General features: G+C 58.0%; 20 protein-coding genes. 19 read left to right on the top strand and 1 reads right to left on the bottom strand.

Annotation, left to right across the window (positions count from 1 at the left end; genetic code table 11):
* The first annotated feature begins 5 nt into the window (after positions 1-5).
* The 9 genes from ACP3TA_RS21575 to ACP3TA_RS21535 are packed head-to-tail and all read left to right on the top strand — an operon-like array spanning position 6 to position 11,632.
* Entirely contained in the window at positions 6-2,231 is a 2,226-nt protein-coding gene (locus ACP3TA_RS21575; protein ID WP_197816244.1) for a DUF2169 family type VI secretion system accessory protein, read from the top strand.
* Positions 2,221-3,375, top strand: coding sequence for a pentapeptide repeat-containing protein (locus ACP3TA_RS21570; RefSeq protein ID WP_228287357.1), 1,155 nt, complete (start codon positions 2,221-2,223; stop codon positions 3,373-3,375). The genes ACP3TA_RS21575 and ACP3TA_RS21570 overlap by 11 nt, the downstream gene beginning before the upstream one ends.
* Positions 3,368-3,982: a DUF3540 domain-containing protein gene (locus ACP3TA_RS21565; RefSeq protein ID WP_033643657.1), complete on the top strand. Its 615-nt coding sequence runs from the start codon at positions 3,368-3,370 to the stop codon at positions 3,980-3,982. Before ACP3TA_RS21570 ends, ACP3TA_RS21565 begins: the two co-directional genes overlap by 8 nt.
* A gap of 6 nt (positions 3,983-3,988) precedes the next feature.
* Positions 3,989-4,354, top strand: coding sequence for a PAAR-like domain-containing protein (locus tag ACP3TA_RS21560; RefSeq protein WP_033643656.1), 366 nt, complete (start codon positions 3,989-3,991; stop codon positions 4,352-4,354).
* 9 nt (positions 4,355-4,363) lie between these two features.
* A complete protein-coding gene (locus ACP3TA_RS21555; RefSeq protein WP_033643655.1) occupies positions 4,364-4,870 on the top strand; it encodes a type VI secretion lipoprotein TssJ in 507 nt (168 codons plus the stop codon).
* Between the two features lies 1 nt (position 4,871).
* Positions 4,872-6,230, top strand: a complete 1,359-nt coding sequence (gene tssK, locus ACP3TA_RS21550; RefSeq protein ID WP_021505816.1) for a type VI secretion system baseplate subunit TssK — start codon at positions 4,872-4,874, stop codon at positions 6,228-6,230.
* Positions 6,227-7,738 carry a type IVB secretion system protein IcmH/DotU gene (gene icmH, locus ACP3TA_RS21545; protein ID WP_033643654.1) on the top strand — a complete coding sequence of 504 codons (1,512 nt, stop codon included), beginning with the start codon at positions 6,227-6,229 and terminating at the stop codon, positions 7,736-7,738. The genes tssK and icmH overlap by 4 nt, the downstream gene beginning before the upstream one ends.
* Before the next feature lie 35 nt (positions 7,739-7,773).
* Positions 7,774-11,253, top strand: a complete 3,480-nt coding sequence (gene tssM / locus ACP3TA_RS21540; protein ID WP_046687386.1) for a type VI secretion system membrane subunit TssM — start codon at positions 7,774-7,776, stop codon at positions 11,251-11,253.
* Positions 11,254-11,278: 25 nt separating this feature from the next.
* A complete protein-coding gene (locus ACP3TA_RS21535; RefSeq protein ID WP_033632662.1) occupies positions 11,279-11,632 on the top strand; it encodes a DUF6277 family protein in 354 nt (117 codons plus the stop codon).
* A 265-nt stretch (positions 11,633-11,897) separates the two neighbouring features.
* On the opposite strand, the gene ACP3TA_RS21530 is transcribed toward ACP3TA_RS21535, so the two are convergent.
* Positions 11,898-12,125, bottom strand: coding sequence for a hypothetical protein (locus tag ACP3TA_RS21530; RefSeq protein WP_004935320.1), 228 nt, complete (start codon positions 12,123-12,125; stop codon positions 11,898-11,900).
* Between the two features lie 245 nt (positions 12,126-12,370).
* Between ACP3TA_RS21530 and ACP3TA_RS21525 the strand changes: the two genes are divergently transcribed.
* The 10 genes from ACP3TA_RS21525 to ACP3TA_RS21480 all read left to right on the top strand — a co-directional run bounded on the left by ACP3TA_RS21525 (position 12,371) and on the right by ACP3TA_RS21480 (position 25,916).
* Positions 12,371-12,661 (top strand): hypothetical protein, encoded by a 291-nt coding sequence (locus ACP3TA_RS21525; RefSeq protein WP_004935318.1) that lies wholly within the window; start codon positions 12,371-12,373, stop codon positions 12,659-12,661.
* 706 nt (positions 12,662-13,367) lie between these two features.
* Positions 13,368-13,943 carry a helix-turn-helix transcriptional regulator gene (locus tag ACP3TA_RS21520; RefSeq protein ID WP_004935315.1) on the top strand — a complete coding sequence of 192 codons (576 nt, stop codon included), beginning with the start codon at positions 13,368-13,370 and terminating at the stop codon, positions 13,941-13,943.
* Positions 13,944-14,051: 108 nt separating this feature from the next.
* On the top strand, positions 14,052-14,921 hold the full coding sequence (locus ACP3TA_RS21515; RefSeq protein WP_046687385.1) for a hypothetical protein: 870 nt from the start codon (positions 14,052-14,054) through the stop codon (positions 14,919-14,921).
* A gap of 34 nt (positions 14,922-14,955) precedes the next feature.
* Entirely contained in the window at positions 14,956-20,742 is a 5,787-nt protein-coding gene (locus ACP3TA_RS21510; protein WP_426784427.1) for an amino acid adenylation domain-containing protein, read from the top strand.
* 1 nt (position 20,743) lies between these two features.
* Entirely contained in the window at positions 20,744-21,571 is an 828-nt protein-coding gene (locus ACP3TA_RS21505) for a Cof-type HAD-IIB family hydrolase (RefSeq protein ID WP_033643650.1), read from the top strand.
* Between the two features lie 131 nt (positions 21,572-21,702).
* Complete coding sequence (locus ACP3TA_RS21500; RefSeq protein WP_122003964.1) at positions 21,703-21,936, top strand: hypothetical protein; 234 nt, start codon at positions 21,703-21,705, stop codon at positions 21,934-21,936.
* An 84-nt stretch (positions 21,937-22,020) separates the two neighbouring features.
* Positions 22,021-22,419 carry a hypothetical protein gene (locus ACP3TA_RS21495; RefSeq protein ID WP_042784953.1) on the top strand — a complete coding sequence of 133 codons (399 nt, stop codon included), beginning with the start codon at positions 22,021-22,023 and terminating at the stop codon, positions 22,417-22,419.
* A gap of 70 nt (positions 22,420-22,489) precedes the next feature.
* The gene (locus ACP3TA_RS21490) at positions 22,490-23,998 is read left to right on the top strand and encodes a PhoPQ-activated protein PqaA family protein (RefSeq protein ID WP_108681381.1); all 1,509 of its coding nucleotides are present in this window, start codon (positions 22,490-22,492) and stop codon (positions 23,996-23,998) included.
* Between the two features lie 638 nt (positions 23,999-24,636).
* Complete coding sequence (locus ACP3TA_RS21485) at positions 24,637-25,176, top strand: fimbrial protein (protein ID WP_004935293.1); 540 nt, start codon at positions 24,637-24,639, stop codon at positions 25,174-25,176.
* Between the two features lie 56 nt (positions 25,177-25,232).
* On the top strand, positions 25,233-25,916 hold the full coding sequence (locus tag ACP3TA_RS21480; protein ID WP_089194915.1) for a fimbrial biogenesis chaperone: 684 nt from the start codon (positions 25,233-25,235) through the stop codon (positions 25,914-25,916).
* Positions 25,917-25,944 lie beyond the last annotated feature (28 nt).

Genomic DNA, 25,944 nt, shown 5'->3' with positions numbered 1-25,944 from the left:
CGGCAATGAGAATCATACGGCCACAGCAATTGGTGGCGATTAAAGGAAGTTACCAGATCGGGACAGACAGCCGGCTCGGCATCAGCGTCGTGGCCGGATGCTACCTGTCCCGGCCTGAGCACTTCGTGAACGAAGCCGAAATCTGGGAGGCGTGGAAGCGCGTGCCGCTCAGCCTGCCGATATTGGATGTTGCCGAGCCGAAGCCGTTCGCCGAATACCTGATCGCCGGCCATGCCGGCATCGGTCAGCCGGTGAAAACGCTGAATGTCAGCGCCGACATCGGCGGGCTGAAGCGCCGTTGGCGGGTCGAGGGCGAGGGACGGCGCGGCGCGATGGAGGTGGAACCCTTCCTCAGCGTGCCGCTGGATCACACCTCCGCCTGGGGCGGCAAAGACAACAAGGAGAACCCGTTTGGCCGCGGCTGCAATGACGGGCTGCGGCCGCTGCTGATGACGCTGTCCGCCGAGGGGACCGCGCAGGAGCGCTCTCCGCTGGCGGCGCCGGCGCCGGTGCCGCACGAGTTTGCGCTGCGCAAGGCGCACATCGATAAGGTGGCGGGCCAGATCGCCGGCAAAGCCTATCTCGAGACGGCATTCCCCGGGCTGCCGGCCAATATCGATCGGCGTTATTTCCAGATGGCGCCGCCGGCGCAGTGGTTGCCGGAAGCGGCGTGGCCGGATCGGGTGCCCTTCGAGCTGCAGGGCGTCGGCGCGCAAAGCGAGGCGATTCGCGGCGAGCTGCCGGCGGTGCGCGGACGGGCGTTCATCCGCCGTCACGATAGCGACAGCCTCGAGGAAATCGAGCTGCAGCGCAAAACGCTGTGGTTCCTGCCCGACAGCGACATCGCTTTGCTTATCTTCACCGGCAATGCGCCGTTGACGCATCTGCTGGACGAGTCCATCGAGTCCGTCATGCTGGCGTTGGATCGCTGCGATGCGCCGCGCTCGTTCGACTATTTCCAACAGGTATTCCGCAAGCGCAGCGACGATGACGCCTCGCCCTTTGAGTTTCTGTTCGATCCGGATCTGATGCCGGCGGAGATGGGATTGAACGTCATCCAGGCGGTGTCGGATCACCCCAGCGATTTGCGTTACGATCCGTCGCCCACCTCTCTGGGCGATTCCGCCGTGTTCTATCAACGCATCCGCGAGGCGATCGCCTTGCACCAGCAACAAGCGGCGGCGGAGCCCGCTTCCGTGACGTTGCCCGATTTGCCGGATCTTCCCGCTGAAGACGGCAATGACGCGTTTTTCCCCGATAGCGCGACCGTGGAAGGGAAGACTTTCACCGGTTTGCGCTGCGAGGCGCTGTCGGGCCGGCATTTTCTGCAGTGCCGCTTTGAGCGCTGCGATTTCTCGCAGGCTTCCCTCGACGGCTGCACCTTCGAAAACTGCGTTTTTGATGCGGTCAATTTGACGCAGGCGGCGCTGCGCCAGATCCGCATGATCTCGTGCACGCTGCAAAAGCCGTTGCTGGCGGAAAGCGTGTGGCAAGAGGCGGTCTTCGAACGGGTGACGCTGGCGGAGCCTCAGGGGCAAGGGCTGCGCGCCGACCACGTGAAGCTGGATAACTGCGTTTTCGAGCGGGGCGATTTCACCGCGAGCCGCTTTGAACACGCGGTGATCGGCAACGGCATGTTTAATGGCGCGACGCTGATCCGCGCGCAGTTTCTGCAAGGCGAGCTGGACGCGTGCGTGTTTAACCGCTGCCTCGCCGAAGAGGCGGTTGCGCTGGAGATGACGCTCACCAAAAACTCGTTCCTTGGCGGCAACTGGCGCGGCGTGCGCTTCGAGCGCTGCCGCGTCGAGAGCCTGACGGCGGGCATGCAGGCGAACTTTTCCCACGCCGTGTTCAGCGATAGCTGTTTCACCAAAGTGGGATTGAAAGCGGCGCGCATGGAGAGGTGCCAACTGCTGTACAGCGTTTTCACTGAATGCAACTTTGACGAGGCCGATCTGACGGCCTGCGCGATCGCCGGCTGCGATCTGGCCGGCGTGCGGTTTAAAGACAGCCTGTTGACGCACTCACGTTGGCAAAACAGCAGCGCTCAGCAAGGCCTGTTTTATAACGCCGATCTGCGCGATGCGGAATTTGACCAGTGCAATCTGGCGGCGGCGCATCTGGCGATGACCTGGCAGGACGCCGGCACGCGGTTCAGCGGTTGTCTGCTGGAGCGCGCGTGTTGGGTGCCGCGCAGAATCATTCATGGGGACTATGCGCATGAAAACTGAAAGCCGCGTGATTCAACAGGCGCTGCCTGACCGAGAGGCGATCGAACTGGAGGTCGCCCAGGCGGTGGCGCAGACGCCGCCCATGCCGCGGATCTTCAAGAAACGCCGGTTTCACGATCGCGAGCTGAAAGGGTTGACGCTGAGCGACTGCTTTTTCATCGACTGTCATTTCGAACGCGTCACGTTTGAAGGCTGTGATTTGCGGGCGGTGCGCTTTGAGGGCTGCACCCTGCAGCAGGTCAACGTGGTCGGCGGCAGCCTGATGCGCCTGTCGTTCAACGAATGCCGGTTTGAGAACCTGACGCTGCAACAGGGGCTGCTGTGCAATTTGGCGTGCAACGACACCACGCTGCAGGGGTGTTACGTCGGCGATTGTCTGCTGGATGACTGCGGTTTGATCCGGTGCGAGGTCAACGGCGCGGAAATTGAACGCAGCAGCCTGGGGCATCTGGCCGTGCAGTCCAGCACCCTGACCAACCTGATGTTTCACCAGGACGTGATACAGGACGCCAACTGGTACGCCTGTCAGCTCACGCAGTGCCTGTGGCAGGCGTCGACCCTCGAGCGCCACATCATGGGGAGCTGCCGGCTGGAGACGTGCAGCTGGCAGACGATCGCGGGGCAGGCGCGCATCTGGTTCACCTGCCGCCTGTCGGGCTGCACTTTGGCTCAGCTACAGCTGCAGGGCGCCAGTTTTCACCGCAGCGAGCTGGAGGGGTGTTCGTTCGCCGACAGCGATCTGACCTCGGCGATCTTCGCTGAAGCGCAGGCGCTGCGCTGCGATTTCGAGCGCGCGACGCTGATCCTGGCGCAGGGGCAGAAGGCCCGGTTCAGCGAATGTGCGATGGGCGGCGCCAACTGGGGGCGCGCCATCTTGCCGCAAGCGGAATTCAGGGCGTGCGATCTGGCGTTAGCCAATCTTGAGCAGGCCGAACTGCGGGAAGCGAACCTGATCGAACAGCCGTTGACCGCCGCTCAGCAACAGAGCGCTCGCCTGCATGGCGCGCAGCGTCATCGCGCCGAAAACGTGCCGCTTACCGCCGATCCGTTCTTGAGCGCGATCGACGCCTGGTATGCGCATCAACAACCGGGGCCGCGGCAACCGTCGTATCAACGGCCAACAGGAGTAAGCAGATATGTATAAATCCAGAAGAGAGCATCAGAAGGTCTATGCCAACGCCAGGGTGACGCCTTTGCAGTTGGTGCGCAGCGCTCCGCTTCCCGAACAAGGGGGGCGCAAGGTGGTGACGCTGGCGGCCGACGCCAACGGCGGTCTGTATGTCGATGGCATGCGCGCGCATTGTCTGGCGGTCGCCACCAGCTGCCTGGTTCAGCCGCTGGCGGGCGATCGCGTTTGCGTCATCGCCGACGGCGACAAGTTGGTCATCACCGAGATCCTGTCGCGGCAACAGGCGAACGCCGTTATGACGCTGGACAGCCGCTGCGCCAACTTGCGCATCGTGGCGCCCGAGATAGAGCTGCAGGGCGGCAAGCGGCTGACGCTGCGCAGCCCGCACTTCACGCTGCTGACGCGCAGCAGCCGTTGGGTTGCCGAAACGCTGCACCAAATCTCTCAACGCCTGTTTGTGCGCAGCAAGCACGCGAGCCGGCGGGTGGAGGAAACCGACGAGGTGCTGGCCAAGCACATCATTCAGGATGCGCGGCAATCCCTCGTCATCAACAGTGAAATTGGTTCCCTGAAGTCTTCGGCGGTGCTGAAGATCGACGGTGGCCAGATACATATGGGGTAAACCACCATGACTGCAGCCAATACCAACATGGGCGGGATCGGCTTTGCCGGCTGCGACCCGATGATACCGGCGCCGGGCCCGAACACCTCGCCCAACAACACCGGCATACCGAACGTGCCTAACATTTTCATTTCCGGCGGCAATGAACAAAACCTCGGCACCACTCGTGTGGCCACCGCCGATTCGGGCGGAGTGATCGGCGCTGCCTCGGGGACGCATTCGGCCCAGGCGCAGCCGGTGCAGGGATCGGGTAAGTATTTCTCCGGCGGCATGCCGGTCACGCGGCTAGGTGATTCCAGCACGACGAACAACAACAACATGGTCTGCACTCAGGTCGCGCCGAGCCAGACCAAATGTTTCGTTAATGCATAGGAGTTCAGCATGGTGAAAACGCTCCGGGGGATTGCGACAGGGGGACTGTTGGCGGTGGGGATGCTCGGCGGATGCAGCTGGTTTTCTCACGATGAGGCTGCGGATGCGGGGCGTCGGTTGCGGTTTATCGACGTCGAGGTGACCGCCAACGACAACGTGAACCCGAATGCCGCCGGGGAGGCGCAGCCGGTCAAGGTGTGCGTGATAGAAACCAATCGCTCGGGGTGGATGCCTGAGGGAATTGGCGACGGCGCCCCTTGCCGCGAGACGGCGCCGTCGGAAGGGGCGCTGAGCCGGCACCAGAGCATTTTGCAACCGAGGGAGACGTTGCGTTATCGCTTCGAGGTGCCGGCGGGGCAAGAGCGATGGGTCGTCGTCGGGGCGGAGTTTCAGCAAATCAGCGGCGTGCTGCCGCTCGCCGAGCAAAAGTCCCCTGCGCAGGCTGATTCGCAAATGAAGGTGATGGTGGGGATGACGTCACTCAGCATAGTGACTAACGACAAAATGGATGAATGACATGTTACCTAAACAACGCGTCGCCTGGGTAGAAGGCATGTTGATGGAACCGCAGCATTTCCAGCAGCAGGAACGTTTTTTCGAGCACTTGATTGAAGCGCGCTTGCGCAGCGTCGAAACCTTCACCTGGGGGTTCCTGACGCTGGAGATCGACAACGGGCTATTGGAACAGGGCAAGTTTGCGCTGAAGAAAGCCAAGGGCGTTTTCCCCGACGGCACGGCGTTCAGCATGCCTGAGGATATTCCGCTGCCGCCGCCGCTGGTGCTGGGAGAAGGCTGCCAGGGGAAAGTGGTGTGCCTGTCCGTGCTGATGGATATCGCCGGCAACGCCCAGATCGATCTTATCCAGGATGCGCGAAAAAGCAGCCGTTTTCGCACCATGGACGCCGAGGTGCCGGATCGCAACCACGGCGTCAGCCTGGAAGGGACCCCGCGCGTGTGCACGATGCAACTGGGCAGCCTGGTGACGCGGCTAAGCCTGGAGGACGCGGTCAGCAGCGCGGAAAGCGTGCTGCCGGTCGGTTTCGTGCGCGAGCTGACCAGCGATCGTCGGGTGCTGCTGGATGAGCGCGCCTTGCCGCCGATGCTGGATTTCCGCGCCATCGGCTGGCTGCCCGCTTTCACCACCGAATTGCTTGGGCTGATCAGCCAGCGTCTGGAGTCGGTTTTCCGCCCGGACGTGCATATGACGATCGGCGGGCTTTCCGAGCTGCTGGAACTGCTGCTGCTGCAAACCTTGAGCGAGTTCAATTTGCGCATCAGCCAACTGCTGGCCAGCCCGCAGGTACATCCTGAAACCCTGTTCGACACGTTGCTGAGCCTGCTGGGGCGGCTCAGCATCATTCCCGGCGGCGAACGCCTCTGGGATCGGGCCGATTTGGTGTATCTGCACGATGAACCGCACAACTGCTACTTCCAGCTGTTCGCCTCGATTCGCCGCGCGCTGTCGCTGGTGATCGAAGCGCCGGCGGTGGCGTTGCCGTTTATCGATCGCGGCGACAGCATTTATCTGTGCCCGAACGACTCGCAGCTGCGCCTGGAAAAACTGGTGTTCGCCGTCAGCTGCGGTTTGTCCATCGAGCATCTGCGCTCGTATTTCCCCGCGCAGGTCAAACTGGGGCCGGTCGAGAAAATCATTCAGCTGATCGATCTGCAATTACCGGGCGCTCGCTTGCTGCCGATGGCTTCGCCGCCGCGGCACATACCGTATTACCCGAACAGCATCTATTTCGAGGTTGATCATGCCGACCCGATTTATAAGGAAATGATGGCCGGCTCGGCGATGGCGCTCAGCATCGTGGGTGATTTCCCCGACCTGCGTTTTGACGTCTGGGGATTAAGGCAAGGGAGGGTGGGATGAACGAATTCGAGAGAAAAATACGCGAGGCGATGGCGGTAACGCGCAACAACGCGACACCGCGCCTTCCCGCGTCCGGCTCGGTGGGCAAAACGACGGCGGAGATCGCCGCGCTGTCCTTCGGCGCGCGGGCGCTGGCCGCCAAGCTGCGGCCGGGAAGCGCCGGGGTGGCGACGCCCCCCGAACCCAAGCCTTATGAAGCGGAAAGCGTTGCGCCGGAAAGCAGCGAGCCCGCGCCGGGCGAGCGCCCGGCCGAGGCGGCGCCGACCTCGAGCGGGCTGTTCGGCCGCGCCGCGCTGAGCAAGCCCGGCGTGATGATGGGCCATTGGGACAACCCGCTGATCGCCGCCGCTATCCCGGTCCTGCTGCAGGTGGAGCGGGTGCGCGATCAGAAACAGCTGAATCCGGGCGCGGTGCGCGCGCAGATCGTGCGTGAGATCCAACAGTTTCAGCAGACGCTGCTGGCGGATCACATCGCGCCGAGCGATGTGGACAAGCTGGCCTATCTGCTGTGCTCCTACGTGGATGAGTGCTGCATGAGCACGCTCGAATCCGGCGAACTGAATCTCAGCCTGCTGGTGGAGTTTTATCGCGACGCCTGGGGCGGGGAAAAGTGCTTCGAGCACCTGCAGGCCTATCTGGCCGCCTCGCCGCGCAACAAGGAGATCCTGGCGTTTTACGATCTGATCCTGTCGCTGGGCTTCGAAGGGCAATACCACGTAATGGAACGCGGCGCGGTGCTGTTGGCCGACGTGCGCAACCGTCTTGACGGCTATCTGTACAGCCAGAACCCGACGCAGACGCTGGCCGATGCCGAGCCGAGCAACGTGGTGCGCAAGGCGACCCGCATCACGCCGCTGAAGCTGCTGTGCTACGGCCTGGCCATCGCGCTGCTGGCGTACGCCTCGGCCGCCTGGTATCTGCACGATCAGTCCCGCGCGCTGCGCAACGCCATTTTGGCCTGGACGCCGCCGCAGCCGCGCAAAATCAACATCATGGAGACGCTGCCGCAGCCGCTGCCGCAAATCCTCAGCGAAGGGTGGCTGGAGGTGCGCGCCGATCCGCGCGGCTGGCTGTTGATCTTCACCTCCGACGGCGCGTTCGCCACCGGGCAGTCGAAGCTGTCGGAAGAGTTTAAAAAGAAACGCAACATTGAGCGTTTGGGGGAAGCGCTGGCGCCGTGGCCGGGCGATCTGGAGGTCATCGGGCATACCGACAACAAACCGTATCGCAACACCTCCAACAACTCCAACCTGAAACTGTCCGAGGCTCGCGCGCAGACGGTCGCCGACAAGCTGCGCGAATCCTTGGCCAACAGTAAATACAACCGCACCGTGACATCGGTCGGCAAGGGCGATCAGGAGCCGCTGGACGACAACGCGACGGAAGAAGGGCGCCGCCGCAACCGCCGCGTGGACATCCTTTGGAAAATCGGCGAGAGGGAGATGGCTTCACCGTCTGCAACGTTAAATCAGGCAGGGGTAGCCGCCGAGGTCCCCGAGGATAACTAAGACATCCGCCGGCGTAGAGATAATAAGGAAATTATATGATACGTAGATCATTCATATTGGTGATTGCCTTGCTGCTGTGTGCGGTGGTGTGGTGGATTGGGCCGTTGATCGCCATCGGCACCTATCGGCCGCTGCTGTCGGTCTGGGTCAGGGGCATCATCATCGCGCTGATCCTGTGCTGGGCGCTGTGGCCGTTCGTGGCGACGTTCTTATCCTGGGTGTTCCGCCACGCGCGAGCGCCGGCCCCGGCCAAACGCAAGACCGCCCAGCGAGACCGCGTGACCTCGCGCTTTTACGACGCCTTGCGCACCTTGCAGTACGTCGGCACGGCGAAGCAGCGCACCCCTTGGCAGCGCTTCAAATACCGCCTGACGCGCCGTTATGTCAGCGAAAAGCCGTGGTTTCTGGTCGTCGGGCCGCCGGGCAGCGGCAAAACCTCGCTGATCGGCGAAAGCGGCGAACGCTTCTTGCTGGCCGAGCACTATGGCCTGCAGCAGACGGTGGACGTCGGGCCGACCCAGGATTGCAACTGGTGGCTGGCGGAGAATTCGGTGTATGTCGACACCTCCGGCGAATGGCTGCAGTTGAACGGCCTGGGGGAAGAGGGCGCCAGGGCGCGCGACACTCTGTTCAAACTGATCCGCCGCCATCGCCGCCATCCGGGCATCGACGGCATCATGCTGTGTCTGGATGCGCGTTGGTTGCTGCACGCCTCGCTGACGGAGAGAAAGTCGGTCGCCGACGCGCTGCGCGTGCGCCTGCTGGAGATGGCCTCGTGGTTCCGCAGCGAGCTGCCGGTCTATCTCACCATCAGCCACCTCGATCAACTGGTCGGCGGCGAGACCTTCCTGTCCATGCTGGGCGACGATCTGTTGCAAAAAGGCATGGGTTTCAGCCTGAACCGCGCCGAACAGGGAGAAACCCCCTTCGAGCAGTATGAAACCCTCTATCGGGAGATGGTGGCGCGCGTCAGCCATCACGTGCTCGAACTGTTGCACGATGCGCCGGACGGCCAAAACCGCCAACAGCTGCTGTTCTTCACTGAATCGCTGGGGTCGCTGGGCAACCCGCTGTATTCCCTGTTAGAGCAGATCTTCCCGCAAACGCCGGTGGGCTACGCCTGCCATCTGCAGCAGGTGTGGCTGGGCAGCACCATCGCCTTGCCGCCGCAGGGGGCGATCTACAACGCGGAAGCGGCGGATATCTATGAAGCTCGCCCGACCGGGCGCATTTATCACCCGGAGCTGGATTATGCCCGGCAAGAACGCGGGGTGATGCAGCAGTCTTCGCACGCCAGGCCGCTCGGCAGCCGCATGAGCTCCCTGGGCCGCTATGTGTTGGTGCTCATTCTGTTGGCGGTCTCGTTTAACCTGCTGGCGATGCGTTACCTGTGGGAGAGCGATTACATCTCCTACATTGCGGCGCGCTTCGATGAGACAAAGCGCATCGTGCGCGAAATTCCGGTGACTAACCGCGTCAGCGACGATGTCATTTCCGCCTATGAGCAGCTGGGGTACATGAACGCGCAATTGGGCGGCGAAGTGTCGCCGGTGCCGAATCCCTATTTCGAGCACAAGCTGATCAACAGCGCGGCGCAAAAAACCTACCAACGCCATTTGCTGCAGATCTTCTGGCCGGCGGTGGAAAACTATATCGCGGACGAACTCAAGAATGACGTCTCGGCGTCCAACAAGGACGTCTACGGCACCCTGAAAGTGTACCTGATGATGGGCGAACCTTCGCACCGCTCCGCCGAAGCCTTGGTCGACTGGTTCATGGCGCGCTGGGAAACCTTTATGCCGCAGGGTTACACCGACATGAACAAAGGCATCTTTGCTTACCATCTGCGGGAGATGTTCTCTTTGCCGGACGCGCCGGTCATGAAGATGAACGGCGATCTGCTGCGCCTGGCGCGGGTGAAAGCGATGAACATTCCGATGCAGGTGCGGGTGGTGCGCCGCATCGAAGAGAAACCGTTGCCGGCGGCGATCAACGATATTTCGTTAGCCGACGCCGCCGGGCCGAACGTCTCCTTGATGCTGCGCCGCAAGAGCCAGGCGACGGTCACCGATACCGCCGTGCCGGGGTTCTATACCCGCGCCAGCTATCGCGACGTTTTCCTGGCGCAGCTCGATGACGCCGCCAAGGACATGATCGAAGAAGAGTCCTGGGTGCTGCGCGACAGCGCGGAAGGGAAAAACGCGGTGAACTCGCTGGCCTCGGCGCAGAAGCTGGCCGACGAGGCGAGGAAGCTATACCTCATCGAGTATGCCGACAAATGGGATGCTTTCATGCGCGACGTGCGCGCCCGGCCGGTCAACGGGCTTGAGGATGCGGCGATCCTGGCGCGTCAACTGTCCGACCCTTCTTCCCCGCTGGCTAATCTGGTGCGCTTCGCCGCGCGCGAAACCAGCATGACCGGCACCAACCAGGGCGATGCGGCAAGCTGGTTCGATCGCCAGCGCAATCGCATCGAGCAGCAGCGGCGCGACATCCTCGGCGAGATTTCCGGCGAGCGCGCGCGTTTTCGTCTCACGCCGGAACGCGCGGTGGAAGATCGCTTCGAGCTGCTGCGCCGTCTGGGCTATCAGCTGTTACAGACCACCAACGCCAGCAACGATCCGCTGAGCCGCAGTTTCGAAGCGCTGTACAGCCAGTTGACCACCTTGTCCACCTCGCTGCGCGGCGGCCAGGTGGTGCCCGCCGGAGGCACGCTGAAGCGTCTGCAGTTGGATGCGGCGCGCCAGCCGGAACCGGTGCGCAGCGTGATGATGGATCTGTTGCAGGTCGGGGACAGCCAGACGATTCAGCAGAGCCAAAAGAACCTGAGCAAAGGCGCTTCGTCGCTGGCCTCCGGCTTGTGCAAGAGCAGCATCAGCGGGCGTTATCCGTTCTCGCGCAACGCCAGAGCGGAGGTCGGCATCGAGGACTTCTCGCGCATGTTTGGCCAAAGCGGCGCGATGCAGCAGTTCTTCGATGAGAACCTGGCCCCTTATGTGGACGTCAACGCGCAGAAATGGAATGCCAAACCGGGTTCAGAGGGGATCGTCAATGCCAGCACGCTGGGCGCGTTTGAAAATGCCCGCCTGATCCGCGATACCTTCTTCACCGCCGGCGACAAGCTGTCCTTCTCCATGTTCATCAGGCCGTTGTCCCTGACGCCGACCATTACGGAGGCGACCCTGGATATCGATGGGCAGGTGATTAACTACAGCCATGGCTTCAGCCAGCCTACCCGTATCGATTGGCCGGGCCCGAAAGGCGGCAGCTATGTTCGACTCACCTTCCGCACCGGCACCGGCCAGATCCAGGTCGCCAGTTTCGACGGGCCCTGGGCCTTGTTCCGGATGTTCGACGCCAGCAATCCCGTGCCGCTCGCCAGCGACAGGCGAGAGCTGACGATGTCGATGTCGTCGGTGGTGGGCGTGCTCAAACTGGAATTGCGCTCGACGATGAAAGATTTCCCACTTTGGTCACGGGCGTTGCGAGGATTCTCGTGCCCGAAAGCGATGTAAACACAACCGTAAAGAGGTGATAAACATGTTAGATCCAGCCAAAATTTTAGAAACCATGAAGGCCGGCGGCAATTTGGGCACCAATTCCCAATCGTCGCTGAGTCAACCGTTTATGCAAGGCGTCAGCAATATTCAAATGTCGGGGCCGGATGCGGCCAAGTCGGTCATGAGTAATGTGACAAAATCTTGCGATGATATGTTCGGCAATATGAAGGGCATTTTTAATGGTTTGCAATCGAATGTGAACGCACACCAAAAAATGCAAACGAGCGAGCAGCCGAAAGATTTTAATGTTTCCATGGACGATCTTCGTCCGGCGATTGCGAAAGGGTTCCCGCACGAAATGGCGGACTTCTTTTCCAAAGTGCCGAAACTGTAATCAAAAACTCGATGGATAAAATACCGGGAGGCGGAAATGCCTCCTGGTATTCACAAGGAGTGTTGCGATGATCTATGACTGGATGCTCAAAAACGCCAATAAACGCATGGGTTTTTTTATCATGGTGATACCCAGCCTGTTTTTTTGGATATTGGTTTTTCTGACCTTATCTATTTTTTGATTCTTTGATGTAAAAAAAAGCACCCGCGAAGGTGCTTAAAATGAAGCGAATTAAAAAATAGGAAGGGATGATTATGAGTTGTTATTACAGTTTAGAGATGATCTGCAATCCGCTGGAAATCAGCGCATCGACGGCCAGACCAATACCTTTACCGATGGTGCCGACAACGGTTTTGGCATCCGGGTTAACACCGGCAATCGCGGAAATGGTATCAATACCTGTACCTACCGCACTGCCAATCAGTGTGCCTACGTCACCAAAAAAACCAGCACCGTTAACTTGTTCAATTTCTACTGCGGATAGTTCTTTCATGATTGAAACTCCTTTTTCAGTTAGCCCTTTACTTCAGGCAATTTAATTATTGCAAATCAGGTCATTTTTTCAATAAAACTCGCGCTGTTTTTTTATACTATTGTGTTTTTTGTTAGATTGATTTTGCATCGTTAGATTATATATTGCCGAAGCCTGGGTTTTTATATCTCACTCGCCTTGAACGGTGGCGGTTTTATGAGGTTATTATTTTAAATCGGAATGATATATACCAGAAGGGAGACCTTATGAAGGTATTGACGACGCCGGAAAGACCTTTCCGGTATGATGAGCTTGCGGATAAAATCATCCGGGAGGCCAGGAGCCGATTGGGCTGCGCCGTTCTGCGGTTTTTAGACTGCATGATCCTGGGTTATGGCCCGCCGGTGATAGTCTTTGATATCTATAATAATCACGGTAAGTTGCAAACGTTCAAAGTCATTCTTCCTCTTGGGAGCGACAAGCAGCTAAAAAAAGATCACCTCGGATTGGTTTCCTGCCTGGAGGCTAAAAAATTGATGAGGATAAAAAAAATATAAATCATCCCGCTCGTCAACGATGCCGCGTTATCTTTCTGCGCTGCGCATCACTCCTGAAAAATCGTTACTCCTACCAGGCATTTCTTGCGCGGGCGGCCGATGGGTTCGCCTTCTTCTTTTTTGTTGCCGTCGATATGAAAGGGCGGGAATCACTTACTGCCATAAAGTGTAGCTTTTTTTTATGCAATTTTTTTACAATAAAATGAATATGGTTATACTCTGTTTAATAGGGTCTGCGATGACCCCGCCGCCTCGTGCGAAAAAAGCATTATCCTGCCTTTATCATAAGTAAATTCCTAATGCATAAACGGATTCTCTTAACAATCAATGTCGCGCAATGTTATGTTCTATATTATGTGTTTTTTCGATATTTATCTGGATATATTGCGCTCTTGGAGTAAAATTAACGTATCAGAGAAAAATCTTAGCACCGTGATGCTGATGGCAATGATGCCTTATAAATATATCTTACGATAACAATTTCCCTTGCGAAGCGCGGCCGCTTACCGCGTCTTGCTTTTGTATGCTCTCCAGGGCAGATGATTTATATAACCCTATATATAAAATGCACTTTTGCGAGGCAAGGTCTTTTTTGCTTCGCCTATAACGCTTTTTTATTAAAAAGCACGTTAAAACAAAAAATAATCACAGCAATGATATTGCAGTAAGGAGAGTGAGCAAGCGTAGTCAAAAGGGAGGTTTGTTAATGGAGCGCGTCAATATCGCTATTGTGGATAAAAATCAATTCTTCAAGCTGGGGTTGAGTCTTGCCTTGCAAGAAGGTTTTCTCACGAATGGCATTAAGGCCAAGATCACGGGAGAAGAACGTGCCAACATCATATTCAGGGCGCCGGACAAGCGGGTGTCCATAAATTTTTGTCATACCCAGCTTTTGCAGGGCAACTTTTCTTCTATTCCGCTCTATTTTTCAATATTGGAGCATAAAAAGACATTCCCTAAAATTCATTGCAATTTGGAAGCCGGAAGTATTACGCGCAAAGACAGCGTGGCGGCGATCGTGGACAAGGTCATGTTCTGCTATCGCAAGAAAAATAGTTTGGTTTCAAGCTATTGCCCGCGTTGTCGTACCCAGTTGACCTTTAGCGAGGGGAAAGTGTGCCGTTTAATCCATCTGGGCTATTCACAAAACCAAACGGCGATGTTGCTCGGCATCAGCCCGAAAACGGTGAGTATTCATAAACGTTCGGCTATGAGAAAACTGAACATCGATAATAATATTGAATTCTTGCGCTGGTTAAAAATGCACAGCGACTCTTGTTAATCAGGGAAAGGACGCGAACGGTCCGGCGCCGTATTATCAGCGGCGCTGAGCGGTCATCTTTTATTGATTTCCGCCCGGCATGGAATCGGTTTTATAGGGAGATAAAACATGGCTGTCTTTGTGAGAGAAGCGGTTTCTCATAATCATTTCAAATTATTGCAGGAGCTTTATGGCAGAGATTTGGGCGGGGAGCGTTTCCTGCACTGGAAGCATTTGCTCGATCCGCATTGTGGGGCGCCGATGGAAAAAACAGGCATATTTTACAAGGATCAAGAACGTTATCTCGGGATGTTTGTATCCAGTTTTTATCCTTTTAAAATCAATGAATTGTCTTTTGATGTCAATATGCTTGGCGATCTTGGGATCCACCGTCAGGTCAAATCTTCCACCGTCTTGAAAGATTTTTTCCTGCAGGCCAGGCGTTCGGATGTGGCGGCGGATATCTGCTTTTCCGATGACAGGAAGATCAGGGTTTATGAAAAGATTTTTAGAAAGTATTTAACGACCAATACGCAAATCTATCCCTTCGTCGAATTAACCTTAAAGCCTGATAAGTTTATGGCCTTTCGTTTTACCGAGGGCGACCAAGCGCGGCAGGCCAGCTTTATCAATAATCTGGGGCGAGAAAAAGATCATCGCGCATTTGAATATATTGAAAAACATCCTCTGTATCATAAAATTCATTATATCAATAAAGGCAATCTCTACGCTGTGATTGGCTGTTCCAGTGAGTGTGCCGAACTTTTGGATATTTCCAATCCTTCCAGGGAGTGTTTTTCCTGGGCCATCGGCGTTTGTCGGCACCTGCATAGCCGTTGCAAAGTGATGATCCCTATTGGTTTTTACAAGTCGATTTGCGCTCAGGCGGCGGAGGTCATTGCAGAAAAGCGCATCAACATGCTGATCGGTTATTACTCAGAAAAGATAAGCGAGCTGATGCCGAAAGAGGTTTGGGTATGCCGCATGGATCGCCGTTAAGCAGGGCACGTGTATTCTAAATGGAGTGTTTGTCATGGAAGAGATTCCTGTATCACCCTATTCAAAAGTTTTTATCGATGAATATGACCGCCATCCAGAGGGCTGTAATTACAACGTATTGGTGCTGCAGCGTATTGAGGGCGCGCTGGATCCCATCAGATTACAAGCTGCGCTGAATGCGCTGGTGCAAGATCATGTCCTGCTGAACAGCCATATTCATGAACGGAATGGCGAACTGTATTGGCGTCGCAATGACGCAATCCATCCTTTGCAGCATTACACGGACCGCACGCTGCTGACCCAAGTGATTCGCCAGCCCTTCGACATTTACCGCGGGCCGCTTTATCGTTGGGCGCTTTTCGCCGAGGGGCCGGGGCGCTATACCCTGGCGCTGGTGGGCCATCATCTGGTGATCGACGGCGCGTCTTCCGACGAGTTTTTCTCATTGGTGAGCCAGTACTATGGTCAACAGCGGCTATCGACCCGCCTCGAGGCGGCCGAGATTGCCGCCATCAACCGGCAGCTGCAGCGCGAGGTGGAACAACTGGCCGCCGATGGAGCGCTGGCGCACTGGCGGGCCGAAGCGGCAAATTTGGGCGCGATAGACGTGCCCTTTGAGAAAAGCGGCGCCGTGCGAAACGATGAGGCGGCCGAGCTGCGTTTCCAGGTGCCCAAAGCGCAATGGAAAGCGCTGAAGCAGAGCGCGGGAATACGGCGAATGAATGACTTTCTGGCGTTGCTGGTGCTGTGGGGCATCTTGATGGCGCGCAGCGGCAATCAGGAAACGGTCTATATCAGCTATCCGGTGTCGATAAAAAAGGGGCAAAGATTTGCGCTTGGCGGGCATGTCAACACCAGCGTGATGCCCCTCGCGCTGCGTGACGGCGAAGGCTTCGCCGCCGTTTATCAACGCGCGCTGGCGTTTATTACCGCCGCGGCGCCGCACTCGCGCCAACGGTTTAACCAACTGCCCACGCAACAGGTGGTGCAGGCGCTGGGTATCCGCGCGATGCCGATTTCCTTTGCCCAAACCAACCTGCGTGATGCGGCATTGGCGCTGGCCGATTGCGCCACTTCGCCGTTGTTTGAAGCCAACCACGATATGGCCAGCGCGTCGCTTTCCCTGGAATATGAGGATCGGGCCGACAGCGATGCCTTGCAGTTCCGGCTGCGTTTTCGTCAGGACATGTTTGACGAAGATGACATGCGCGACTGCGCGGAACATTTCATGCGTTTGATGCAAGCGGCGATGCGCGCGCCTGACGCGCCTTTACGCCACCTCGCCTTTTATCCCGCCGCCGACATGCCGCCAGATGACGACGCGGTCCCGTCGTTGCCGAGAGAAACCCTCAGCGCCCGGTTTGAGGCGATCGCGCTGCGTTATCCGGATAAGATTGCGCTGGAGTTTGAGGGGCTGCATGTCAGCTACCGTGAGCTGAACGGCATGGCGAATAGCCTGGCGCGCGAAATTACGCTCCGCTACCAAGCGCTGACCGGGGGCGCCCCTCAGGCGGACACGCTGATTGCGCTGTACAGCGAGAAAAGCCTGGAAATGGTGGTGGCGCTGCTGGCGGTGCTCAAAACCGGTGCGGCCTATGTGCCGCTCTCCTGCAATTATCCTCAGGCGCGCATTCGGCATATTCTCGAAGAAACGCGCGCGCCGGTGCTCATCGCCGGGGAAAGCCTGCAGTCGGCCGCCGAGGCGCTGGCGGCGATGATGCCGCACGCCGTGTCCGTCCTCACGCTGGGCGATCTGAACCGCCTGCCACACGAGCGGCAGAATCTGCCGGCCATCACCGGCGCCGACCGGCTCGGCGCGGTGATCTATACCTCGGGATCGACGGGGATCCCGAAAGGCGTGATGCTCGAGCAACACGCGATGTGCGGGTTGGCGACCGCATCCGGCATCGCTGTCACGCCCGATGACGTGTTGCTCTTCCTCTCGAGCCCGGCGTTCGATGCGGCGACGTTCGAGGTGTGGGGCGCATTGCTCAACGGCGCCAAATTGGTCGTCGTGCGCGACACGGAGGATATCGCCGGCGATGTGCCGCAGCTGGAGGCCTTGCTGCGTCGGCAGCAGGTATCGATTCTGTGGGCGACGCGCAGCCTGTTCGATCATCTTTACCTCAGTCACCCCGACCTGTTCGCCGGGCTGCGCTGTCTGCTGGTGGGCGGGGAGGCGCTGACCGCCACGCTGATGCAGCGCCTGGTGCGGCAAGCCAACCGCCCGCAGCAGGTCATCAATGGCTATGGCCCGACGGAATGCACCACGTTCACCACGATGTACGCCATCGCGGCGGACGAAACCCGCAGCAGCATCCCGATTGGGCGAGCCATACCGGGGCGCGAACTTCATGTGCTGGATCGCTGGCTGCAGCCGTTGCCGCCAGGGCTGGCCGGCGAGCTGTATATCGGCGGAGACGCGCTGGCGCGCGGCTATCTCAACCAGCCGCAGCAGACGCAAGAGCGTTTCATTACGCTGAACGGGCGACGCTTGTATAAAAGCGGCGATCGGGTGCGAGAGTTGCGCGACGGCAATCTGGAGTATCTCGGCAGAAACGATTGCCAGGTGAAAATCCGCGGTTTCAGAATTGAACTCAGCGAAATAGAAAATACGATCAATGCGCTGGAGGGCGTCGAGAAATGCGTCGTGGTGGATGTCGTCCATCGCGATAGCAAGCGCCTTGCCGCTTATGTGCTGATGGCGCGGGGCGAGCCGCTGGATCCTGCCGATTTGCGCGCCCGGCTGGAGCGGATCCTGCCGGATTACATGGTGCCGTCCAGCTATGTCGCGCTCGACGAGATACCGCTGACGGTGAACGGCAAGCTGGATCGCACGGCGCTGCCCGCTCCGCAATTCGCGCAAAGCGAGCGATATGCCGCGCCGCAGAATGCGCTGGAGGCGTTGATTTGCGCCCTGTGGGCGGAGATCCTCGGCGTTGAACGGGTTGGGGTGGATGACGACTTCTTTCGTCTGGGCGGCGATTCGATCCAAAGCATCGTGTTCACCAGCGAATTGAGCAAGTCGGGCTATCACAGCAATTCGCGTGCGGTGTTCGAAACCCGGAATGCGCGGGCGCTGGCCAAGCGTATTTTGCAGCAACGGGACGCGATTGCGCCGCTCAATGAACAGGGCGAGCTGCAGGGCGAATTCGAATTGTTGCCGATTCAGCGCTGGTACAACGAGCAGCCGCCGCAACATCGCGCCTTCTTCAACCAGACTTTTTTGGTGCGGGTGCCGCCGATGTCCGCCGAGCGCGTGGCCGATCTGGTCAACGGGCTGGCGTCGCGCCATGACATGCTGCGCGCGCGGTTTAGCGCCGACGATGCCGGCGCGCTGGTCGCGCAGCGCTATCTGTCGGTGGCCGACGGCGGCCCTTCATGGGGATACTATGACCTGGCGCTTTGTCGCCAAAGCCGCGCCGAACTTCTGCATCAATGGCAATCGGGGTTTGATCCGGTAGAAGGGCCGCTGTGCCGCTTCGTCTACATTTTCGACAGCAGCGCGCCCGGCTACGCGTTGATGTTCTGCGCATTCCATCATCTGATCATCGACGTGGTGTCCTGGCGCATCATCGTCAGAGACATGCGACGGTTGCATCAGGGCGAATCGCTGTCGGCGAAAGGCACCAGCTACCGGCAGTGGGGCGAGACGTTAAGGCACTACGCGGCGAGCCGGCATGACCAATGCGCTTACTGGTTGGCGATGATCGCCGGGCAACCCGATTACGCCACGCTCAGCGAGGGGGCGCAGAGTCCGGCGTTTTGCCGCTTAGAGTGCGACGCGGCGTTGACGACGCTGTTGATGGACACCTGTCATCAGGCCTACCGTACCTCGACCCGCGAGGTGTTGCTGGCGGCGCTGGCGCCGGTGCTGCAGGCCTGGCATGGCCGTGCGGACAGTTACCTGACGCTCGAACACCATGGCCGCGATATCAATGACGATAAGATCCAGCTCGACGACACCGTCGGCTGGTTCACCGCCTTACTGCCTTTGCGCATCACCGCGCATCAGAGCCCAAAACACACGCTGCGCGCCATCAAGGACACATTAAGAAAGATGCCGGATCACGGCATCGGCTATTCGGCGCTGAAATACGGTTCAGCGTCGGACGACGAAGCGATAGCCTGTCTGCGGCGCCACCGCTTGCCGGCCATTTCATTCAACTATCTCGGCGTCTTTAACGAACAGACTGACGACGCCCTGTGGGCCTTGATCGACCAAACGGCGGATCTGGAAAACGGCGCGCTGCCGGCGAGCGACAATGTGCTGGATCTGGTGCTCTACGTGCACGGCGACCGGCTGAGCATCGTGATGTCGGGCTTATTGCCGCAGGCGACGCTGGCCCGGCTCGGTTCGCACTATAGGGCGAGCGTGTCGGCGCTGGTCGAACACTGTTGCCACGAGGCGAGCCAGGGCGTTCGCCTCGCCAGCCCGGGGGACTTCCCCCATGCCGACGTCAGCCTCGCCGAGTTGGACCACTGGCAGCAACGTCATCGCATCGCCGCCGTTTTCGAGGCTACGGTCACGCAGCGGGAACTGATGTATTTCAACCGGCTTAACCACGAGTATCAGATCGATCAGGCCGTTTATGAGGTGGCCGGCCCACTGCAGCCGGAGGTGTTGAACCAGGCCTGGTCGCTGGCGCTGCAGCGCTTTGAAATGCTGCGCGCCGGGTTTGGCGATCAAACCCGCCGTGGGCGGCCCAACGTCTTCATCTGCGAGACGCTGCAGGCGCCGATCGCGATCGAGGATTGGACCGATGCGCCGCCGTCCTCGCTGGAAGAAAGGATGGAAGCGCTGTTGGCCCGGGAACGAGAAACCTCGTTTGAGCTGGATGCGCCGCCGTTGATCCGCTGGCGCCTGATCAAGTTGAACGCCGATGAGCACTATTTGGTGCAGACCTTTAACCATATCTTGTTCGACGGTTGGTCCCTCGGCGTTCTGTTCGAACACTGGTTCAACGACTACCTCACCTTGCTGGAAGGGGGCGCGCCGGCGCTGGAAATTAACCGATTTGAGCCGTTCGCCGCTTATGTGCGCGCGCACGGCGACGATCCCGAAGCGCAGGCGTTCTGGACGGACTATTTGCGCGGAGCGCCGGTCAACCAACGTTTGCCGTTGAGCGCTGCGCCGGATGCCGCGCCGCAGGGGCGACGTATGCGGCAATATGGCGCGGAATTCACCGCGGAACAGGTGGCAAGCCTCACCGCGTTTTGCCGGCGCCAGGGGATCACGGTCAATCAACTGACGCAGCTGGCCTGGATGCTGGCGCTGGCCGAAGCGCTGGCCTGTGACGATATCGCGATCGGCACGACCATGAGCGAGCGCCCGGCGGACATTGAGCAGGTGCAGACGCTGTTTGGCCTGTGTGTCGCCAGCCCGGTGCTGCGCCTGCAGGCGATTCGCCGCCGGCCCATTTATGCGTTGCTGGCCGATATCGCGGATTCCCAGACGCTGAGGCAGAAGTACGCCTTTTCCGAACTGAACCGCTACGACGAACAATGGGTGCCCACTTCGCCGTTCGGCAGCCTGTTTGTGTTTGAAAACATGCCGCAACCGCAGAAGGATCCGCGCTTGCCGTTTACGTTCCGGGTGACGGATATCGTCAGCGGCAGCAACCACCAGACGGTGCTGTGCTTGTTCCCCGAAGCGGAACGGCTCGCCATTTCACTGTTTTATGATTCTCATGAGATAGCTCAGGAGAGCATCGTTGCGGTAGGACGCCGTTTTCAGGCCATTGCGCTCGCGATCGCCCACCTTCCGCCCGACAGTGAAATCCGCACCGAAGACGGGATTATCCAGGCGGAGGAGGCGTGATATGTGGCTTGCTATCGACGGCAAAATAAAATACCGGGCGATCGTGAGCGATCTTGACGGAACCTTGCTGGATCCTGCCGGGAATCTGTCTGATCTGACGGTGGAAACGCTCAATATCCTGCATGCCCGCGGGCTGGAAATCGTCATCGCGACAGGCCGTTGCGATGCGGATGCGCGCGGGATTGTGGATGGCTTGGGGTTCTCGCCGGCGATCGTCTCCTGCAATGGCGCGATGGTCAATATCGAGGGGCGGCCGGTGGCGGATAAACGCTATTTCCTGCCTCGCGACAGCCAAATGATGTTGATGGATTACCTCTTCGCCTGTCCGCTCCACGTGACGTTGTTCACCCAGGAAGGATGGATGATGGCCGAAGAGAATCCGCATTTTGCCGACTATATCAAAACCTCGGGCGTCGCTTGCCGCTATGTCGAGCCGGAGGCGATGAAACGGCAACCGATCCTGAAAGTGCTGCTGCAGGGTGAAGCGGCGCTGATCGAGCGGTTTTACGACGAGGTCAGTCAGGCTTTCGGAAAAACGCTGTCCATCTGTAAGTCCTCTGCGGAAACGATAGACATCATGGATAAGCATATTTCCAAGGCCAGAAGCGTGGCCGACTATCTGAGCGCCAAACAGATAGCGATGCGCGATTGCCTCTCTTTCGGCGATGCGATGAACGATTTGGACATGCTGCGCTGGGCCGGAACGGGGGTGGTGATGGGCAATGCCATGGGCGAATTGAAGCGCGCGCTGCCGTTTAACCCGATTGCGCTGCCCAACAGCCGCAATGGCGTCGCCGATTATCTCTGCCGTGAGTTCGGCCTGTTCTGACATTGTCACCGCCGCGCGGGTGAACGCATTGGCAACAGGGTCTTTCGTGGGCAGTTAACAAGGAGGTGAACAAACAGTGAGGGTTTCATTTTTTCATTACTAAACATGTCGATAAATACAAAGGAGACAGTATGAAAGAACTGACTGAAGCAGAAGTCATGGCGGTTTCCGGCGCAGGCATCGCTTCCGATGCCGGCAAAATCCTGGGCAATGGCATTGGCGCCATCGTAGATGCCGGTGCCGGTCTATTCGGGATCCACGCGGATGCGGCGGGCGCCGGCGCCAAACTCGGTGAGGGCATTGGCGCCGTCATCGATGCCGGGATTAGCGCCTTCTCGCAGCTGTTTGGCCGTAAATCGTCATAAGCCCGGCCCTTAATGAAAAGTGCCCGCAAGGGCACTTTTACTTCGCTCATGTCGGGAGCCGGAAGAACGGCAAAGGGAGAGTTCATGGCGAATAAAATCATCTTGATCATGGTCATCAATCTGTTCGTGGCGGTGGCGTTGGCGGTGTTTAACTTTATCTATATCCAAAAGAAGGTGGATATACGCGCCCCCAATGACGCCACGCCCTTTCAGGTGACCGAGAAAGCGCAGGGCAGGATCGTCTCCATGCAGCAGACCTCGGTATTTCTGAACAACAATCCTGTGGTGGCGTTTACCTTGGAAATCAACGCCAGGCGCAAACAGTTTACGATCGCTGACCATCGGGAGGTGGTGCTGTATATCGCCATGAGCCGTTATGAGGAAAACGGCGTTTACAGCCTATTGCTGGGCGAGAACGACAGAGACGTGGCGTTCGAAAAGGACAGCTTTGGCTATCCGATACGCTTTCATCAGGTGCTCTAGGCGCGCGGAAGGTTTCCTGCCGCCAGGCGGCGTAAAAGGGATTTGCCACGGACAAAGGGGGGAGGAAAAAATGCTGAAACGCATCGGATACATCGCGCTGATTTGCCTGGCCTTAATCGGCGGGCGGCAGGCCATGGCGGCAGAGGAAGATCGCTGCTTTGCGGACGAACATCCCGCCTTGCACACCGTTATTCCTTGTTATAACAATCAGTTGGCCATATTGCCTCTGTCATATTCGTTAAAGGGCGTGGATAACGGCCATGACGTGTCGATACGCCATTATCGGTTGATGTCGCAATCCTGGTCGCCGCAAGACGCCATCCGGCCGACGCAATGGTGGCACGATGTGGATATTTATATCCCCAACGGGGCGCTTGCCCGTAAAGCGTTGGTGCTGATGAGCGATGACTGCGCTTGCGCCGCCGCAGGGGCGAGCGGGCCAGGCAAGCAAAATGCGGCGTTTTCCGTCGCTACGCCGGCGGCCTTGGCGGCGGAAAGTCACACCATCGTGATTGTCGTCAACCGGCTGCCTTATCCGTACCTGGAATATCAAAATGAGGGGCGGCGTCGTGCGGGGGAGGACAGCCAGGCCCGAGGCTGGCGATTGTTCCTGGACGATGCGGATGAGTACTTGATGATGCCGCTGGCGATCCCCATGACGGCGGCCTTGTCGCAAACCATGACGCTGGCGCAGCGCGAATTGAGCCGATGGGGGATAGATAAATTCATCGTGGCGGGCGCGGCGAGCGGCGCAACCGCGGCGTGGCTGGCGTCATTGTCGGATGAGCGCATCGATGCCGTCGTCGCCATGTTCCCGGATGGGGTCGCGGCGCGGCAGGTCTTGAAGCATACCTATCGTACGTATGGCGGCCGTTGGCCGTTGGCGTTTCATCCTTATTACCAACTCGGCATCGATCGGCGCATAGAGACGCCGGCGTTCGACAAACTGATGCAAATAGCGGATCCCACCGCTTATCCGCCGCCGACGGCGGGAGAGCGGCCAGCGGCGGCGAAATATGTCATCATCGCCAGCGGCGACGAACGTTATCCGCCGGACAGCACGCGATTCTATTTCAGCGCCTCACCGGGAGAGGCTTCGCTGCGCGCTATTGCCGATGGGGATCGCGCGGCAAGCCGGCCGGCCGCCGAACGCGCCATACTGGCGATGATCAAGCGCCGCCAGCGCGATATCGCGTTGCCGACGATCGAGGTGCAAGGCAGCGCCGCGGATGCTGCGGTGCGCACGCTGCGTTTTTCCGAACCGCCGGCCACCGTGCGGCGTTGGAGCGCGCACAACCGCACGGCCCGAGATTTTCGTTATTCGTGCGGCGTACGCTTTACCCCGGAGCCGTTGGCCGCAGCGGAGGCCGATCGCGGCGAGTTTCGTCTGGCCGCCCCGGCGCAAGGCTGGGAGGCCACCTTTATCGAGGCGGTGTTCAACGATGGGTTTATCGCGACCACGCCGGTCTTTATCACGCCTGACGATAACTATCCGTCCGCCGTTCCCGCGGGCGATGGCCTGGCGTGTGAAACCCTACCCGGCAGAGGGCTGGGGGAAGATTATCGCCATGACGATTAATTAGCGGCGCCGAAAAACAATAAGGCGGCAATGCGTTATTCTGCGCGACAGAGCGCATTGTTGCCTTGTTTTCGAAATAGTGAACGGCGCCAGACAGAATATTTCTGCGTAACGCCATTTTCTCGTTGTCACATGACCGCGCCGGTTTCAAGAACGGCGAATGCTTTATTCTCCCTCCTGTTCGATAAACCGTTATCGCCATGCTTTTCCTATTCCTCTGCTCCTCTCGCTGCCGCCGCGTCGTGATGCCTTTCGTAATATAAATGTCATTTATTTCAGGGCGAGTTTTATCGCCCGGCTTTCATTTTACGGCGATGTCGCCCGATTTCCGGCTGAGGGGGAAATGAGGAGGATCTGGCGAAAGCGCCTTCGAATAGCGCGAGAATAAATTCCCTGGCGGCCAGAGGATTGAATCAAGAAACGCCGATTTGGCGGTTTTTTCAAAATAAAATTAAGAATGATGCCAATTCTATTTGGGGTAATTATCTTTTCTCATCTTTACATTGATTTTATGTATTGCTAAAGGGGGAAAGCTAAGCATAATTAACTGTGAAAGGAGCGGAGCTCCTATTCTCCCTGTCCGGGTTCTCCGTGGCGGGGATATTTTGAAGTCTGTCTAATCAAAAGGAGAAGTACCCATGATGGAAAAAAAAGTGATTATGTTGGCATTTGTCGCGGCAGCGTGTTCAAGCGCTTTACCTGCTCTGGCAGCAGATGGTCAGGTTAATTTTACCGGGAATATTGTCGATGCTGCGTGCAAGGTCACGAATGACTTGAGTAATCCATTAAATGTTGTTTTGGGTGATGTGGCCCGAACGGCATTTGCGGGTGGCAAGGGATCAACGTCCAGCGCGACAAAATTCACGCTGGAAGTCACCGATTGTCCGGATACGGTAAAAAGCGCCACCGTTAAGTTCGACGGCGCGGCCGATAACGGCGACAGCAACGTATTGCAGCTGACCCAGGAAACGGATGTCGCTACCGGCGTCGGTATCCAACTGTCTGATATTTCTAACAGTGTTCTGCCGCTTTACACGGCGTCGACGGCTTATCCGTTGGCTTCCGGCAGCGGCGTGAAAAATAACCTCGATTTTACCGCCCGCTATATTTCCACGCAGGCAGATGTTACCGCCGGTAAAGCCAATAGCGTCGCCACCTTTACGCTGAATTATAACTGATAATATTTTCTTGCCCGCTGGTTCACAGCGGGCTGTATTGCCTCGGAGATAATATTATGCGTTTTAATCGCTACGGCGCCTTAGCGGCTTTCATTATTTTATTGTTTGCGTCTACGGTTCACGCTGGCGTGGTGATTGGCGGGACGCGGGTGATATTCAACGGCGAAAAAAAAGAAGCGTCAATCAGCGTGGAGAATCCGGATAAAGAACCGTATTTGATTCAGTCCTGGCTGGAGAATCAACAAAGCGGGGTGGATAAAATCGCGTTTATCGTTACGCCGCCTTTATTTCGGCTGGACGGCAACCAGGAAAATATGCTGCGCATCGTGAAAGTGGGCGGTGACTTACCGAAAGATAAAGAAAGCTTGTATTGGATGAATATTAAATCCATTCCTTCAACAACCCAGGCGGGTAAATCGAATACGCTGCAAATAGCGGTCAAGACCCGCATTAAATTGATTTATCGGCCGGCGCCGCTGCTCCGCCAGGTGCCCGAAGAAGTGACGCAGCAGCTGAAATGGCAGCGTGTCGGTTCAGAATTAAAACTCACCAACCCAACGCCTTATTATATGAACTTTCATTATGTCCGCATCGGGGGGCGGGAAATGAAAGAGGTGGCGTATATCGCGCCGATGAGCAGCGAAATGTTTGCATTGCCCGTGGCGGGCGCAACGTCGGTAAGCTGGAAATTAATTAATGATTATGGCGGCACAGGGAAAGAACATCAGTCAGGTATTTAATCTGTAAGGGAAGGCAGACAGAGGGATA

It is taken from the genome of Serratia sp. 2C06 (genome assembly GCF_050037615.1).
Taxonomy (GTDB): Bacteria; Pseudomonadota; Gammaproteobacteria; order Enterobacterales; family Enterobacteriaceae; genus Serratia; species Serratia ureilytica.
Note: the sequence above shows the minus strand (reverse complement) of the source record. Positions and strands in the feature narration are given on the sequence as shown.

Coding starts and splice junctions, on each gene's coding strand:
- ACP3TA_RS21575 (WP_197816244.1), top strand. CDS start 6: ATGAGAATCATACGGCCACAGCAATTGGTGGCGATTAAAGGAAGTTAC.
- ACP3TA_RS21570 (WP_228287357.1), top strand. CDS start 2,221: ATGAAAACTGAAAGCCGCGTGATTCAACAGGCGCTGCCTGACCGAGAG.
- ACP3TA_RS21565 (WP_033643657.1), top strand. CDS start 3,368: ATGTATAAATCCAGAAGAGAGCATCAGAAGGTCTATGCCAACGCCAGG.
- ACP3TA_RS21560 (WP_033643656.1), top strand. CDS start 3,989: ATGACTGCAGCCAATACCAACATGGGCGGGATCGGCTTTGCCGGCTGC.
- ACP3TA_RS21555 (WP_033643655.1), top strand. CDS start 4,364: ATGGTGAAAACGCTCCGGGGGATTGCGACAGGGGGACTGTTGGCGGTG.
- tssK (WP_021505816.1), top strand. CDS start 4,872: ATGTTACCTAAACAACGCGTCGCCTGGGTAGAAGGCATGTTGATGGAA.
- icmH (WP_033643654.1), top strand. CDS start 6,227: ATGAACGAATTCGAGAGAAAAATACGCGAGGCGATGGCGGTAACGCGC.
- tssM (WP_046687386.1), top strand. CDS start 7,774: ATGATACGTAGATCATTCATATTGGTGATTGCCTTGCTGCTGTGTGCG.
- ACP3TA_RS21535 (WP_033632662.1), top strand. CDS start 11,279: ATGTTAGATCCAGCCAAAATTTTAGAAACCATGAAGGCCGGCGGCAAT.
- ACP3TA_RS21530 (WP_004935320.1), bottom strand. CDS start 12,125: ATGAAAGAACTATCCGCAGTAGAAATTGAACAAGTTAACGGTGCTGGT.
- ACP3TA_RS21525 (WP_004935318.1), top strand. CDS start 12,371: ATGAAGGTATTGACGACGCCGGAAAGACCTTTCCGGTATGATGAGCTT.
- ACP3TA_RS21520 (WP_004935315.1), top strand. CDS start 13,368: ATGGAGCGCGTCAATATCGCTATTGTGGATAAAAATCAATTCTTCAAG.
- ACP3TA_RS21515 (WP_046687385.1), top strand. CDS start 14,052: ATGGCTGTCTTTGTGAGAGAAGCGGTTTCTCATAATCATTTCAAATTA.
- ACP3TA_RS21510 (WP_426784427.1), top strand. CDS start 14,956: ATGGAAGAGATTCCTGTATCACCCTATTCAAAAGTTTTTATCGATGAA.
- ACP3TA_RS21505 (WP_033643650.1), top strand. CDS start 20,744: ATGTGGCTTGCTATCGACGGCAAAATAAAATACCGGGCGATCGTGAGC.
- ACP3TA_RS21500 (WP_122003964.1), top strand. CDS start 21,703: ATGAAAGAACTGACTGAAGCAGAAGTCATGGCGGTTTCCGGCGCAGGC.
- ACP3TA_RS21495 (WP_042784953.1), top strand. CDS start 22,021: ATGGCGAATAAAATCATCTTGATCATGGTCATCAATCTGTTCGTGGCG.
- ACP3TA_RS21490 (WP_108681381.1), top strand. CDS start 22,490: ATGCTGAAACGCATCGGATACATCGCGCTGATTTGCCTGGCCTTAATC.
- ACP3TA_RS21485 (WP_004935293.1), top strand. CDS start 24,637: ATGATGGAAAAAAAAGTGATTATGTTGGCATTTGTCGCGGCAGCGTGT.
- ACP3TA_RS21480 (WP_089194915.1), top strand. CDS start 25,233: ATGCGTTTTAATCGCTACGGCGCCTTAGCGGCTTTCATTATTTTATTG.